Raw genomic sequence first — 13,440 nt, 5'->3', positions numbered from 1 at the left:
ACCGCGCGGAAACGCCGGGTTCCTAGCTTCAGGGCACATCAGCCGGACGTGACCTGGAGGCACAGTATGCGCAGGCGTTGGATCGAGGGGTGGGATCCGGAGGACGCGGGGTTCTGGGAGGCGTCGGGCGCCAAGGTCGCCCGGCGCAATCTGGTGTTCTCGATCCTCTCCGAGCACATCGGGTTCTCCGTGTGGACCCTGTGGTCGGTGATGGTGCTGTTCATGGGGCCCGAGTACGGGATCGACCCGGCGGGGAAGTTCTTCCTCGTGTCGACGGCGACGCTCGTCGGCGCGTTCGTCCGCGTCCCGTACACCTTCGCCGTCGCCCTGTTCGGCGGACGGAACTGGACGGTGATCGCGGCGAGCCTGCTGCTCGTGCCGTCCGTCGCCGCGTTCGCGGTGATGGAACCGGGGACCTCGTACGGGACGTTCCTGGTGTGCGCGGCGCTCACGGGCATCGGCGGCGGGAACTTCGCCTCCTCCATGACCAACATCAACTCCTTCTTCCCGATGCGGAAGAAGGGCTGGGCGCTGGGACTGAACGCGGGCGGCGGCAACATCGGGGTGCCGGTCGTCCAGCTCATCGCGCTCGCCGTGATCGGCGCCGGAGGCGGCCCGCGCGTGCTGCTCGGCGTCTACATCCCGCTGATCGTCGTCTCGGCGGTCTGCGCGGCCCTGTTCATGGACAACCTGGCGACCGTGAAGAACGACACCGGGGCCGCCAAGGAGGCGGCCAGGGACGTGCACACGTGGATCATGTCGTTCCTGTACATCGGGACGTTCGGGTCGTTCATCGGGTTCTCGTTCGCCTTCGGGCTCGTGCTCCAGACCCAGTTCGGGCGGACCCCGCTGCAGGCCGCCGGGGTCACCTTCATCGGGCCGCTGCTCGGCTCGCTCATCAGGCCCGTCGGCGGGCGGCTCGCCGACCGGTTCGGCGGGGCCCGCATCACGCTGTGGAACTTCGTGGCGATGGCCGCGGCGACCGGCGTCGTGATCGTGGCGTCGGTGCGGGCCTCGCTGGGGCTCTTCACCGCCGCGTTCATCGTGGTGTTCGTGCTCAGCGGGCTCGGCAACGGATCCACGTACAAGATGATCCCGGGCATCTTCCGCGCGAAGGCGCTCGGCATGGGGCTCGCGGGCGAGGAGGCCGACGCGTACGGGCGGCGGCTGTCCGGGGCGTCCATGGGGCTCATCGGGGCCGTCGGAGCGCTCGGCGGGCTCGGCATCAACCTCGCCTTCCGCCAGTCCTTCCTGAGCGCCGGCACCGGCACCGGGGCGTTCGTGTCCTTCCTCGCCTTCTACGCCGTCTGCTTCGGTGTGACGTGGGCCGTATACCTTCGGCGCTCGGCGGCCCGTACGGTGGCGGCACCGGCCACCGGTACGAAGCCGCAGCTCAGCTACGCGGAGGTGTGAGGTAACACGGACGCAATGACGCCGATCCTGACCTGACACGGAGCGTTGACAGGGTCGGCGCGCAGGTGGGAACGGGACGACCGTCGAGCGGGACGAGAACGATCATGGACGAGGAACAGCAGACGGCCGCCGGTACGGGGTCGGAGCCGCAGCCGGAGCAGGCGCACGGGCCGCTCGCCGGGTTCACCGTGGGGGTCACCGCGGCCCGCCGCGCCGACGAGCTGGGCGCCCTGCTGCGGCGCCGCGGGGCCGCCGTGCTGCACGCGCCCGCCCTGCGGATCGTGCCGCTCTCCGACGACAGCGAACTCCTCGCCGCGACGAAGGAGTTGCTCGGCCACGCGCCGGACGTCGTGGTCGCGACGACCGCGATCGGGTTCCGCGGGTGGGTCGAGGCCGCCGACGGCTGGGGCCTGGGCGAGGAGCTCCTCGCCCGGCTGCGCGGGGTCGAGGTGCTGGCCCGCGGCCCCAAGGTGAAGGGGGCGATCCGCGCCGCCGGGCTCACGGAGGAGTGGTCGCCGTCCTCCGAGTCGATGGCCGAGGTGCTGGAACGGCTGCTCGCCGAGGGCGTCGACGGGCGGCGGGTGGCCGTGCAGCTGCACGGGGAGCCGCTGCCCGGGTTCGTCGAGGCGCTGCGGGAGGCCGGGGCCGAGGTGGTGGGCGTGCCGGTGTACCGGTGGCTGCCGCCGGAGGATCTCGGACCCGTGGACCGGCTGCTCGACGCGACCGTCGCGGGGGGCGTGGACGCGCTGACGTTCACGTCCGCGCCGGCGGCGGTGTCCCTGCTGGAGCGTGCGGAGGTACGGGGCCTGCTGCCCGAGCTGCTGTCGGCGCTGCGCCACGACGTCCTGCCGGCCTGTGTCGGGCCCGTGACGGCGCTGGCCCTGCAGGCGCGCGGGGTCGAGACGGTGCAGCCCGAGCGGTTCCGGCTCGGGCCGCTCGTCCAGGTGCTGTGCCGGGAACTTCCCGGGCGGGCACGGGTGTTGCGGCTCGCCGGGCACCGGGTGGAGATCCGGGGGCACGCGGTGCTGGTCGACGGGGAGCTCCGGGCGGTGCCGCCGGCCGGGATGGCGTTGCTCGCGGCGCTGGCCCGGCAGCCCGGGTGGGTCGTGTCCCGGGGCGACCTGCTCTCCGCGCTTCCGGGGGCCGGGCGGGACGAGCACGCCGTCGAGACGGCGATGGCTCGTCTCCGGGCGGCCCTGGGTACGCCCAAGTTGATCCAGACCGTGGTCAAGCGGGGGTATCGGCTGGCTGTGGACGCGCCGTAACTCCGCCGGCCCGCCACCCGACCACCGGCCGGCGGGGCTTCTCGCGCAGTTCCCCGCGCCCCTGAAAGGCTGCGGCTTCGCCGCGCCTTCCCCAGATGAAAGGCACCCCGCACCTTGATCGGGGAAATGCGGCACGCAGTGCCTGCATTTCAGGGGCGCGGGGAACTGCGCGACCAGCCACGACGGTGCAGCAGCCGGACGACCGCCTTGTGAGGCACTCACCTGAGGGCACGGATCAGGCAGCCCAGCGCACCCGTGCAGAGCACCGCCCGCACCACGTTCCAGGTCACCCAGGGGCCCTCGAAGTCGGACCGGACCCGGGCGGGGTCCGGGATGCGGGAGGGCGATCCCGCGGCGGCGAGCGCGTCGTTCAGGGGCACGTTCAGCGCCGAGGTCAGCACGAAGGCCAGCCCGTACAGAATCAGCCCCGCCCACACCCAGCCCCGCACCCCGGAGGCGCCCCGCAGGCGCCAGCCCGCGACCCCCGTCAGGGCGAGCGCCCCGAGGAAGCTCAGGAAGAACACCGGGTTCTGGATCACCGTGTTGATGTTCTGCATGACCTCGATGAACGTACGGTCGCCGCTGCGCGCCAGCGCCGGCATCACCGCGCAGCCGAACACGTAGAACGCCCCGGCGATCAGCCCCATGGCGACCGTCGCCGCCCCCAGCACCCACGCGTCGAGGTGACCGACGCGCCTGACGGAACCCGTTGTCTGTGTCATGCCTCCAGTCAAGGCGGGCGGGGCCGCGCCGGACATCGCCGAGCCGCGCGGACGCATACGCGAGCGTCCAGGCAGCCGCGTACCGTACGCGCATGCCGTCCCTAGCGATCACCCCCGACATCACCCTGCGCCCCGCCGTCCTCGCCGACGCTCAGGCGCTCGCCGACGCGCAGATCCGCAACAAGGCGCACCTCGCGGCGACCGAGCCGTACCGGGACGCCGGGTACTACACGGCCGCGGCCCAGGCGGAGCGGATCACGCAGCCGCACAGCGCGACCTGGGTGCTGGTCGACGGGGAGCGGATCGTGGGCCGCGTGATGCTGACCGGGATCGTGCTCGGGCCGCTGTGCAGCGCCAGCCTCGGGTACTGGGTGGACGGGGAGTACCGGGGGCGCGGGCTGACCCCCGCGGCCGTCGAGGAGGTTGCCCGGGCCGCCCGCGACGAGCTGGGCCTGCACCGCCTGGAGGCCGGCACGCTCACCGACAACGAGGCCTCGCAGCGGGTCCTCGCCAAGTGCGGGTTCGTCCGCTACGGGCTCGCGCCGAAGTACCTGCACATCGCGGGCCAGTGGCGCGACCACGTGCTGTTCCAGCGGATCCTGCACGACGATCCGCCCGCCCACGTTCCCAAGTAGGCCCGGGGCGGGCACTGTAGAGGACATGGCCGCCGTACCCCCAGGGTCCCGCCCGTCCATCCCCGTCCCTCACCACGAGCTGCGGTTCGACGCCGGACGCCTCTGCCTGGATCTCGTCGCCACCGCGCACCCCGACGAACGCCTGACCACGCCCGACCGGCTGCGCGCCTGGCTGGCCGGCGCGGGCCTGGTCCCCGAGAGCGCCGAACTGGCCGCCTGCGCCCCGGCCTGGCTCCCCGCGTTCCGCGAACTGCGCGGCCACATCGGCCGCCTGGTGCGCGGCGAGCTCTCCGGCCGCCCCGCGCCCGGCTCCCTGGAACGGATCAACGTGCTGGCCCGCGCCGCCCCGCCCGCCCCCTGCGCGGTGCGCTCCGGCGACGGCAGCCTGGTCCGCTCGCTCCAGGCCGAACCGGGCTGCGCCGCGCTCCTCGCCGCCGTCGCCCGGGACGCCGTCGACCTGCTCACCGACCCGGCCGCGCGCGGCGCCCTGCGCCAGTGCGAGGGCGACAACTGCCCGCTGATCTACCTCGACACCTCGCGCGGCCGGCGCCGCCGCTGGTGCTCCAGCGAGGTGTGCGGCAACCGCGAGCGGGTGGCCCGGCACCGGCGCAGAGCGGCGGCCCTGTCCCGGGCCTGAGCGCCCGTTGAACATCGCGGGCCCCGGCCGCGTATCTCTCTGGTGACGTCGAAGCGGTGACACCGGAGGTGGGCGTGCGCAAGGATTCCGCCGTGGCCGATGAACGCCCTGCGCGGGCCCGACATCGTGCGTCCCAGCCGCCCTCGCTCGACGAGGAGCTGATGCGCGCGCTGTACGCCGAGCACGCGCGCCCGCTGCTCGCCTACGTGCTCCGGCTGGTCGCGGGGGACCGGCAGCGTGCCGAGGACGTCGTGCAGGAGACGCTCATCCGGGCCTGGAAGAACGCCGGTCAGCTCAATCGGGCCACCGGTTCGGTCCGCCCCTGGCTGGTGACGGTCGCCCGGCGCATCGTCATCGACAACCACCGCAGCCGGCAGGCCCGGCCGCAGGAGGTCGACGCGTCGCCGCTGGAGGTCATCCCCGCGGAGGACGAGATCGACAAGGCACTGTGGCTGATGACGCTGTCCGACGCCCTGGAGGACCTCACCCCCGCCCACCGCGAAGTGCTCGTCGAGACGTACTTCAAGGGGCGTACGGTCAACGAGGCGGCCGAGACGCTCGGCATACCCAGCGGCACGGTGCGCTCCCGCGTCTTCTACGCGCTGCGCTCGATGAAGCTGGCGCTGCAGGAACGGGGGGTGACGGCATGACATCGGCGTACGGACCCTACGGCCACGACCCGGCCGGCGATGTGCACGAGACGGTCGGCGCCTACGCACTCGGGGTGCTCGACGACGCGGAGGCGACCGCGTTCGAGGCGCACCTCGCGACCTGCGAGCGGTGCGCGCAGCAGCTGGAGGAGTTCGCGGGCATGGAGCCGATGCTCGCCGCGCTCGCCGACCTGCCCGCCGGGGGCGGCACCCCGGACATCGGCGAGGCCCTCGCCGCGCGCCCGGGCCCGCGGCTCGCGGAGTCCCTGGTGGCGGAGGTGGCCCGCCGGCGTGCCGGTCGGCGGCGCCGGGGCCTGTACCTGGTGGCGGCCGCCGCGGCCCTCGTCGTCGGCGGTCCGCTCACCGTCATGGCGGTCACCGGCGACGACTCCGGACGCCCGCCCGCCGTCGCGGAGCCGCACCCGACGAGCCCCGCCGAGGACGCCTTCTTCCACCACATGGACGAGAAGATCGAGGCCACCGACGCCACCACGGACGTCACCGCCACGATCGGCATGGAGAAGAAGGCCTGGGGCACCCACACCGTCCTGGAACTCAAGAACGTCAAGGGCCCGCTGAAGTGCTCGCTCGTCGCCGTCGGCAAGAACGGCGAGCGCGAGACGGTCACCACCTGGGCCGTGCCGAAGTGGGGCTACGGCATTGCCGGCAGCGCCCACGACAGCGCCAAGTACCCGCTGTACGTGCACGGCGGCGCCGCGTTCGACCGGGACCAGATCGACCACTTCGAGGTCGAGACGCTCGACGGGAAACGGCTCGTGGAGGTGGACGCCTGAGCCGCTGACGTCCGAGGCGGCGCGCACGTAGCCGCACGGGTCCCCTTTCGCGTACCTTTGACGGCTGCCCAGCACGTCAGAAGGGGGGCCCGGTGGCCGCTCAGGCTCCACACGATTCAGCGGTGGACGCGTCCCGCGCGTCGCACGACACGAGTGCCGACTCGGTCCGTGACCGCGAGATCGGCGTCGAACAGGAACACCTCGACGCGGTGTACCGACGCCTTGAGGAGAAGATCCACGAGGCGGAGTTCCTGATGGACGACGCCGCCAAGCGCGGGCAGGTCGGCACGCCCGGCGCCCTCGCCGAGCGCGACGCCCAGGTCTTCCGCGCGGGCATCCACCTCAACCGGCTCAACAACGAGTTCGAGGACTTCCTCTTCGGCCGCATCGACCTGCTGCTCGGCAAGGACGGCAAGAAGGGCCCCGACGGCGCCTACACCGCCGTCGAGCCCGCCGAGGGGGCCGTGCGCGAGGACAACACCGCCGACATCGCCGAGACGCTCCACATCGGCCGCATCGGTGTCCTGGACGCGGACTACTCGCCGCTCGTCATCGACTGGCGCGCCCCGGCCGCCGCCCCCTTCTACCGGTCCACGCCGGTCGACCCGGGCCGCGTCGTGCGCCGCCGCGTCATCCGCTCCAAGGGCCGCAAGGTCCTCGGCGTCGAGGACGACCTGATGCGCCCCGAGCTGACCGCCTTCCTGGACGGCCGGCCGCTGCCCGCGATCGGCGACGGCGCGCTCATGGCCGCGCTCGGCCAGGCCCGCAGCCACACGATGCGCGACATCGTCGCCTCCATCCAGGCCGAGCAGGACCTGGTCATCCGCGCCCCCGCCGCGTCCGTGACGTACGTGGAGGGCGGGCCCGGCACCGGCAAGACGGCCGTCGCCCTGCACCGCGCCGCGTACCTGCTCTACCAGGACCGGCGGCGCTACGCGGGCGGCATCCTGATCGTCTCGCCGACCCCGCTGCTCGTCGCCTACACGGAGGGCGTGCTGCCCTCGCTCGGCGAGGAGGGGCAGGTCGCGATCCGCGCGGTCGGCTCCCTCGTCGACGGCGCGGAGGCCACGGAGTACGACAGCCCGGCCGTCGCCCGGGTCAAGGGCTCCTCGCGCATGCTGAAGGTGCTCCGCAAGGCGGCCCGGGGCGCGCTGGAGTCGGGCGGGTCCGGTGGGTCCGGCGGGTCCGGTGGCCGTCCGGGCGGTGCGGCCGAAGGCCAGCTGGCCTTCGGGGACGACGAGGCCCCCGCGGCCACGGGCACCCCGGACCGGCTCCGGGTCGTCGCGTTCGGCCGCCGCCTCGAACTGGAGGCGGGACAGCTCAACCGCATCCGCCACACCGTCCTCAGCGGCACCGCCCCGGTCAACCACCTGCGCCCGCGCGCCCGGCGCCTGCTCCTGGACGCGCTCTGGGAGCAGTCCGGCGCGGGGGGCCGGCACAGCGACCCGGAGCTCGCCGCCGAGCTGCGCTCCTCGTTCGACGAGGACATCACGAGCGAGGACGCGTTCATCGCCTTCCTCGACGCGTGGTGGCCCGAGCTGACCCCGCGCGGGGTCCTGACGGCCATGTCCGACGAGAAGCGCCTGGGCCGCTGGGCCCGGCGGATCCTGAACCCGGGCGAGGTCCGCAAGCTGGCCCGCTCGCTGCGCCGCACCGCGCTGTCCGTCCACGACGTGGCGCTCCTCGACGAGCTGACCGCGATCCTGGGCACCCCGGCGCGCCCGAAGAAGAAGCGCGAGTACGACCCGCTCGACCAGCTCACCGGCCTGGAGGAGCTGATGCCGACGCGGGAGGAGTCGCAGCGCGAGCGCGCCGAGCGTCTCGCCCAGGAGCGCACCGAGTACGCCCACGTCATCGTCGACGAGGCGCAGGACCTCACGCCGATGCAGTGGCGGATGGTGGGCCGGCGCGGCCGGCACGCCACCTGGACGGTCGTGGGCGACCCGGCCCAGTCGTCCTGGTCCGACCCGGACGAGGCGGCGGAGGCCCGCGACGAGGCGCTCGGCAGCCGCCCGCGCCGCCGCTTCACGCTCACCGTGAACTACCGCAACCCGTCCGAGATCGCGGAGCTGGCGGCGAAGGTGCTGGCTCTCGCCATGCCCGGCTCGCAGTCCCCGTCGGCGGTCCGGTCCACGGGCGTCGAGCCTCGCTTCGCCGTCGTACGGGACCGGTTGGGGGAGACCGTCCGCGAGGAGGCGGCGCGGCTCCTCGAGCGGGTCGACGGCACGGTCGGCGTGGTCGTGGCGATGAACCGGCGGGCGGAGGCGGCGCGCTGGCTGTCGGGGCTCGGCGAGCGGGTGGTCGCGCTCGGCTCGCTGGAGGCCAAGGGCCTGGAGTACGACGCGACGGTCGTGGTGTCCCCGGCGGAGATCGCCGACGAGTCGCCGGCCGGTCTGCGGGTGCTCTACGTGGCGCTGACGCGGGCCACGCAGCAGCTCACGGTGGTCTCCGACGAGCGTGACGAACCGGACACGAACGGGGTGCCCGACCTGCTGCGGGACTGACCCTTGTGTCATCGAGAACCGGTGTTACCGTTGATGACGGCACCGGCTCGATCCAAGCCCCCGGGCCCAACCTTCGTCCCTCAGAGGGACCACTTGCCGCGAGGCGAGCATGGCGGGTCGGTGTCATAGGCGTCCGAAGAGGCCCACATCACGCGAGTGATGTGGGCCTCTTCCTGTTTTTCCCTGGCCTCTTCCGGTCCTGGCCAACTTCTCGTATGGTGGAAACTGTTTTCCAAAATAAGGATGAACACAAGGTTCAGAATCCGATGCGGCTACCACGTACTCGCCGGTAGGTGCGACCATCGGACGGCAACAGCTACACGGTGAAAGCAGAGGAAGTCGGCCATGGCTACGGCGCCCAGCGTCTCCTACTCGATGACGGTCCGACTGGAGGTGCCCGCGAGCGGAACCGCCGTTTCGCAGCTCACCACGGCCGTGGAGTCCTCCGGAGGCTCGGTGACCGGCCTCGACGTCACCGCCTCCGGCCACGAGAAGCTCCGGATCGACGTCACGATCGCGGCGACCTCGACCGCCCACGCGGACGAGATCGTCGAGGAACTGCGCGGCATCGAGGGCGTCACGCTCGGCAAGGTGTCCGACCGTACGTTCCTCATGCACCTCGGCGGCAAGATCGAGATGCAGTCCAAACACCCCATCCGCAACCGTGACGACCTGTCCATGGTCTACACGCCCGGTGTCGCCCGCGTCTGCATGGCGATCGCGGAGAACCCCGAGGACGCCCGCCGCCTGACCATCAAGCGGAACACGGTTGCGGTCGTGACGGACGGCTCCGCCGTCCTCGGTCTCGGCAACATCGGCCCGATGGCCGCCATGCCGGTCATGGAGGGCAAGGCGGCCCTCTTCAAGCGCTTCGCCGACATCGATGCCTGGCCGATCTGCCTGGACACCCAGGACACCGACGCCATCGTCGAGATCGTCAAGGCCATCGCCCCCGGCTTCGCGGGCATCAACCTCGAGGACATCTCCGCGCCGCGCTGCTTCGAGATCGAGGCCCGCCTGCGCGAGGCCCTCGACATCCCCGTCTTCCACGACGACCAGCACGGCACCGCCATCGTCGTGCTCGCCGCGCTCACGAACGCCCTGCGCGTCGCGGGCAAGGCCATCGGCGACATCCGCGTCGTGATGTCCGGCGCCGGCGCGGCCGGCACCGCCATCCTCAAGCTCCTGCTGGCCGCCGGCGTGAAGAACGCGGTCGTGGCCGACATCCACGGCGTCGTGCACGCGGACCGCGCCGACCTGGTCGACGCCGCGAGCGACTCGCCGCTGCGCTGGATCGCCGACAACACCAACCCCGAGGGCCTCACCGGCACCCTCAAGGAGGCCGTGGTCGGCGCCGACGTCTTCATCGGCGTCTCCGCCCCCAACGTGCTGAACGGCGACGACGTCGCCGCCATGGCCGAGGGCGCCATCGTGTTCGCACTCGCGAACCCGGACCCGGAGGTCGACCCGGCGGTCGCCCGCCAGACGGCGGCGGTCGTGGCCACGGGCCGCTCCGACTTCCCGAACCAGATCAACAACGTGCTGGTCTTCCCCGGCGTCTTCCGCGGCCTGCTCGACGCCCAGTCGCGCACGGTCAACACGGAGATGATGCTGGCCGCCGCCGCGGCCCTGGCCGACGTGGTCAGCGAGGACGAGCTCAACCCGAACTACATCATCCCCAGCGTCTTCAACGACAAGGTCGCGGGAGCCGTCGCCGGGGCGGTCCGCACAGCCGCCAAGGCGGCGGGCAGCGCTGTGACGGGGGCCACGGGGGCCTGAATCCCGGCGCGTCGTGGAAGACGCGCCCCTTGGGGCCTCTAGGGTGTCCGGGGAGCAGGCCCCCGGACAGGGTCCGTGTGACCCCCACGGGTGCCGGATTGGCTTTACCGCCGCTGGTGGGGGCAGGATGCTTCCCCAAGGACTTCGTCCAGGGGGCGCCCTCACAGGCGCGAGGGTCCGGACTTGAACGGACCCCGGGTCCTGGGCCTGACCGAGACCCTGGCAGCATCGACTTCGCTGTTGCCCCACACGCGGCCCGACCGCGTGGCACGCCTCAACGGCAAGAAGAACACGGGAGTACAAAAATGAACCGCAGTGAGCTGGTGGCCGCGCTGGCCGACCGCGCCGAGGTGACCCGCAAGGACGCCGACGCCGTGCTGGCCGCGTTCGCCGAGACCGTCGGCGAGATCGTTGCCAAGGGCGACGAGAAGGTCACCATCCCCGGCTTCCTGACCTTCGAGCGCACCCACCGTGCCGCTCGCACCGCTCGTAACCCGCAGACCGGCGAGCCGATCAACATCCCGGCCGGTTACAGCGTCAAGGTCTCCGCGGGCTCGAAGCTCAAGGAAGCCGCCAAGGGTAAGTAAGGCCCCCTTTCGGCAAGCAGCGAGGGCGGTACCCGGGAAGTTCCGGGTACCGCCCTCGCGGCGTTCCCCCCGCCGTCTTCGTCCGCGGGCCCGGTGGGGGCTGGTCGCGCAGTTCCCCGCGCCCCTGATGAGGCTGCGCCTCATCGGGGAAATGCGACGCGAAGCGTCTGCATTTCAGGGGCGCGGGGAACTGCGCGAGAAGCCCCACCGGCCTACGCGGGACGCGTCAGCGTGGCCTCGGTCAGGGAGGCGGCCAGCGTCACGCGAGGGTCGTCAGGGATGCCTGGCACGGACGGCACCGCAAGCACCCGGCACCCAGCGGCCAGCGCCGCCGCAACCCCCGTAGGCGTGTCCTCGACGGCAAGACAGTCGACCGGGTCCGCCCGAAGGGCACGCGCCGCGGCGAGATACGGCTCGGGATGCGGCTTGCCGCGCTCCGTGTCGCCGTTGGTGACCAGCACCGAGAAGCGGTCCGCGCCGAGCACCGCGACCACCAGCTCCGCCACATGCCGCTCAGAGGCCGTCACGAGGGCCACAGGGACGCCGAGCGCCCGCGCCGCGTCGAGGAGCCGCACGGCCCCCGGCTGCACCCGCACACCGGCCGCCACGGCCGCGGCGAACTCCCGGTCCAGCCACGCCGCCGTCTCCTCGTACGGCCACGGCGCGAGCCCCTCCGCGACGAGCCGGCGCGCCGCGTCCTGGATCGTGGCCCCGGCGTACGCGTCGAGCCCCGCCGCGGGCGTCCGTCCGTCGAGGAGCCGCTCCACGACGGCGAGCCACGCGTGCTCCGTGTCGACGAGGGTGCCGTCCATGTCGGTGAGCAGGGCGGCGGGCCGGTCCAGCTGGATCACATCGGTCCTTTCACGGTACGTCGAAGGGGGCCGCCCGGATGATCCGGACGGCCCCCTTCAACGTACGTGCCGCTAGCCCAGGGCCTTGCCCGGAAGCTCAACCTTCGCGCCGAGTTCCACGAGCTTCTCCATGAAGTTCTCGTAGCCGCGGTTGATCAGGTCGATGCCGTGCACCCGCGAGGTGCCCTGCGCGGCCAGCGCCGCGATCAGGTACGAGAAGCCGCCGCGCAGGTCGGGGATGACCAGGTCGGCGCCCTCCAGCTTGGTCGGGCCCGAGACGACCGCGGAGTGCAGGAAGTTGCGCTGGCCGAAGCGGCAGTCGGAGCCGCCGAGGCACTCGCGGTACAGCTGGATGTGCGCGCCCATCTGGTTCAGCGCGGACGTGAAGCCGAGGCGGGACTCGTAGACCGTCTCGTGGACGATCGACAGGCCGGTCGCCTGGGTGAGCGCCACGACCAGCGGCTGCTGCCAGTCGGTCTGGAAGCCGGGGTGGACGTCCGTCTCCAGGGCGATCGACTTGAGCTGGCCGCCCGGGTGCCAGAAGCGGATGCCCTCGTCGTCGATCTCGAAGGCGCCGCCGACCTTCCGGTACGTGTTGAGGAAGGTCATCATCGAGCGCTGCTGGGCGCCGCGCACGTAGATGTTGCCCTGCGTGGCGAGCGCGGCCGAGGCCCAGGACGCCGCCTCCAGGCGGTCCGACAGCGCGCGGTGCGTGTAGCCGCCGAGCTTGTCGACACCGGTGATGCGGATGGTGCGGTCGGTGTCCATCGCGATGATCGCGCCCATTTTCTGCAGGACGCAGATCAGGTCCTCGATCTCCGGCTCGACGGCCGCGTTCGAGAGCTCCGTGACGCCCTCGGCGAGGACGGCCGTGAGCAGGACCTGCTCGGTGGCGCCCACGGAGGGGTAGGGGAGCTTGATCTTCGTGCCGCGCAGCCGCTGCGGGGCCTCCAGGTACTGGCCGCCCTCGCGCTTCTCGATCGTCGCGCCGAACTGGCGCAGCACCTCGAAGTGGAAGTCGATGGGACGGCCGCCGATGTCGCAGCCGCCCAGGCCCGGGATGAACGCGTGGCCGAGGCGGTGCAGCAGCGGGCCGCACAGCAGGATCGGGATGCGGGAGGACCCGGCGTGCGCGTCGATGTCCGCGACGTTCGCCGACTCGACGTGCGAGGGGTCCATCACCAGCTCGCCCGGCTCCTCGCCCGGGCGGACCGTCACGCCGTGCAGCTGCAGCAGTCCGCGCACCACACGGACGTCACGGATGTCCGGGACGTTGCGCAGCCGGCTCGGGGCGCTGCCGAGCAGCGCGGCGACCATGGCCTTGGGCACGAGGTTCTTCGCGCCGCGGACACGGATCTCGCCCTCCAGCGGGGTTCCGCCGTGGACAAGCAGTACATCGTCGGTGACGGTCATGAATCTCGCGTTCCGATGAGGATGGGCAGGGACCAAGCCATAAGAGTAAGGGCCGCCTCCCCTTGTTCCGTAAGCCCGATGACATACAGAACCGTCATGACTTCGCTACAACACGAACCGTTCCGAATCGGACACATGGGGTGACCGTCGGGCCCGTCGCGCGCGTTCCGTTTCCGCCCGCCCTGAGCTG

General features: G+C 72.3%; 12 protein-coding genes. 9 read left to right on the top strand and 3 right to left on the bottom strand.

Annotated features, from left to right (window positions below; translation table 11 throughout):
* Positions 1-66 precede the first annotated feature (66 nt).
* Both ACZ4E1_RS26820 and ACZ4E1_RS26815 read left to right on the top strand, forming a co-directional pair.
* Positions 67-1,413, top strand: coding sequence for a nitrate/nitrite transporter (locus ACZ4E1_RS26820; RefSeq protein WP_467543679.1), 1,347 nt, complete (start codon positions 67-69; stop codon positions 1,411-1,413).
* A 104-nt stretch (positions 1,414-1,517) separates the two neighbouring features.
* Positions 1,518-2,678 carry a uroporphyrinogen-III synthase gene (locus ACZ4E1_RS26815; RefSeq protein ID WP_467543676.1) on the top strand — a complete coding sequence of 387 codons (1,161 nt, stop codon included), beginning with the start codon at positions 1,518-1,520 and terminating at the stop codon, positions 2,676-2,678.
* A gap of 218 nt (positions 2,679-2,896) precedes the next feature.
* Here the strand turns inward: ACZ4E1_RS26815 and ACZ4E1_RS26810 are convergent, their stop codons facing one another.
* Positions 2,897-3,400, bottom strand: a complete 504-nt coding sequence (locus ACZ4E1_RS26810; RefSeq protein WP_467543674.1) for an anthrone oxygenase family protein — start codon at positions 3,398-3,400, stop codon at positions 2,897-2,899.
* Positions 3,401-3,492: 92 nt separating this feature from the next.
* Here ACZ4E1_RS26810 and ACZ4E1_RS26805 point away from each other — a divergent pair, with 92 nt between their 5' ends.
* From ACZ4E1_RS26805 to ACZ4E1_RS26775, 7 genes are all read left to right on the top strand, one after another.
* Entirely contained in the window at positions 3,493-4,035 is a 543-nt protein-coding gene (locus ACZ4E1_RS26805) for a GNAT family N-acetyltransferase (RefSeq protein WP_467543672.1), read from the top strand.
* Positions 4,036-4,060: 25 nt separating this feature from the next.
* Positions 4,061-4,672 carry a CGNR zinc finger domain-containing protein gene (locus tag ACZ4E1_RS26800; RefSeq protein ID WP_467543670.1) on the top strand — a complete coding sequence of 204 codons (612 nt, stop codon included), beginning with the start codon at positions 4,061-4,063 and terminating at the stop codon, positions 4,670-4,672.
* A gap of 68 nt (positions 4,673-4,740) precedes the next feature.
* A complete protein-coding gene (locus tag ACZ4E1_RS26795; protein ID WP_188341530.1) occupies positions 4,741-5,322 on the top strand; it encodes a sigma-70 family RNA polymerase sigma factor in 582 nt (193 codons plus the stop codon).
* The gene (locus ACZ4E1_RS26790; protein ID WP_467543667.1) at positions 5,319-6,116 is read left to right on the top strand and encodes a zf-HC2 domain-containing protein; all 798 of its coding nucleotides are present in this window, start codon (positions 5,319-5,321) and stop codon (positions 6,114-6,116) included. The genes ACZ4E1_RS26795 and ACZ4E1_RS26790 overlap by 4 nt, the downstream gene beginning before the upstream one ends.
* 122 nt (positions 6,117-6,238) lie before the next feature.
* Entirely contained in the window at positions 6,239-8,620 is a 2,382-nt protein-coding gene (locus tag ACZ4E1_RS26785) for a HelD family protein (protein ID WP_467543665.1), read from the top strand.
* A 345-nt stretch (positions 8,621-8,965) separates the two neighbouring features.
* Positions 8,966-10,399 carry an NAD-dependent malic enzyme gene (locus tag ACZ4E1_RS26780; protein WP_467543662.1) on the top strand — a complete coding sequence of 478 codons (1,434 nt, stop codon included), beginning with the start codon at positions 8,966-8,968 and terminating at the stop codon, positions 10,397-10,399.
* 305 nt (positions 10,400-10,704) lie between these two features.
* Entirely contained in the window at positions 10,705-10,986 is a 282-nt protein-coding gene (locus ACZ4E1_RS26775) for an HU family DNA-binding protein (protein ID WP_016645140.1), read from the top strand.
* 212 nt (positions 10,987-11,198) lie between these two features.
* Here ACZ4E1_RS26775 and ACZ4E1_RS26770 read toward each other — a convergent pair whose 3' ends face one another.
* Positions 11,199-11,837, bottom strand: coding sequence for an HAD family hydrolase (locus ACZ4E1_RS26770; RefSeq protein WP_467543658.1), 639 nt, complete (start codon positions 11,835-11,837; stop codon positions 11,199-11,201).
* A gap of 72 nt (positions 11,838-11,909) precedes the next feature.
* Positions 11,910-13,250: a UDP-N-acetylglucosamine 1-carboxyvinyltransferase gene (gene murA / locus ACZ4E1_RS26765; RefSeq protein WP_467543655.1), complete on the bottom strand. Its 1,341-nt coding sequence runs from the start codon at positions 13,248-13,250 to the stop codon at positions 11,910-11,912.
* Positions 13,251-13,440: the final 190 nt, after the last annotated feature.

It is taken from the genome of Streptomyces sp. NPDC025806, assembly GCF_055558275.1.
Note: the sequence above shows the minus strand (reverse complement) of the source record. Positions and strands in the feature narration are given on the sequence as shown.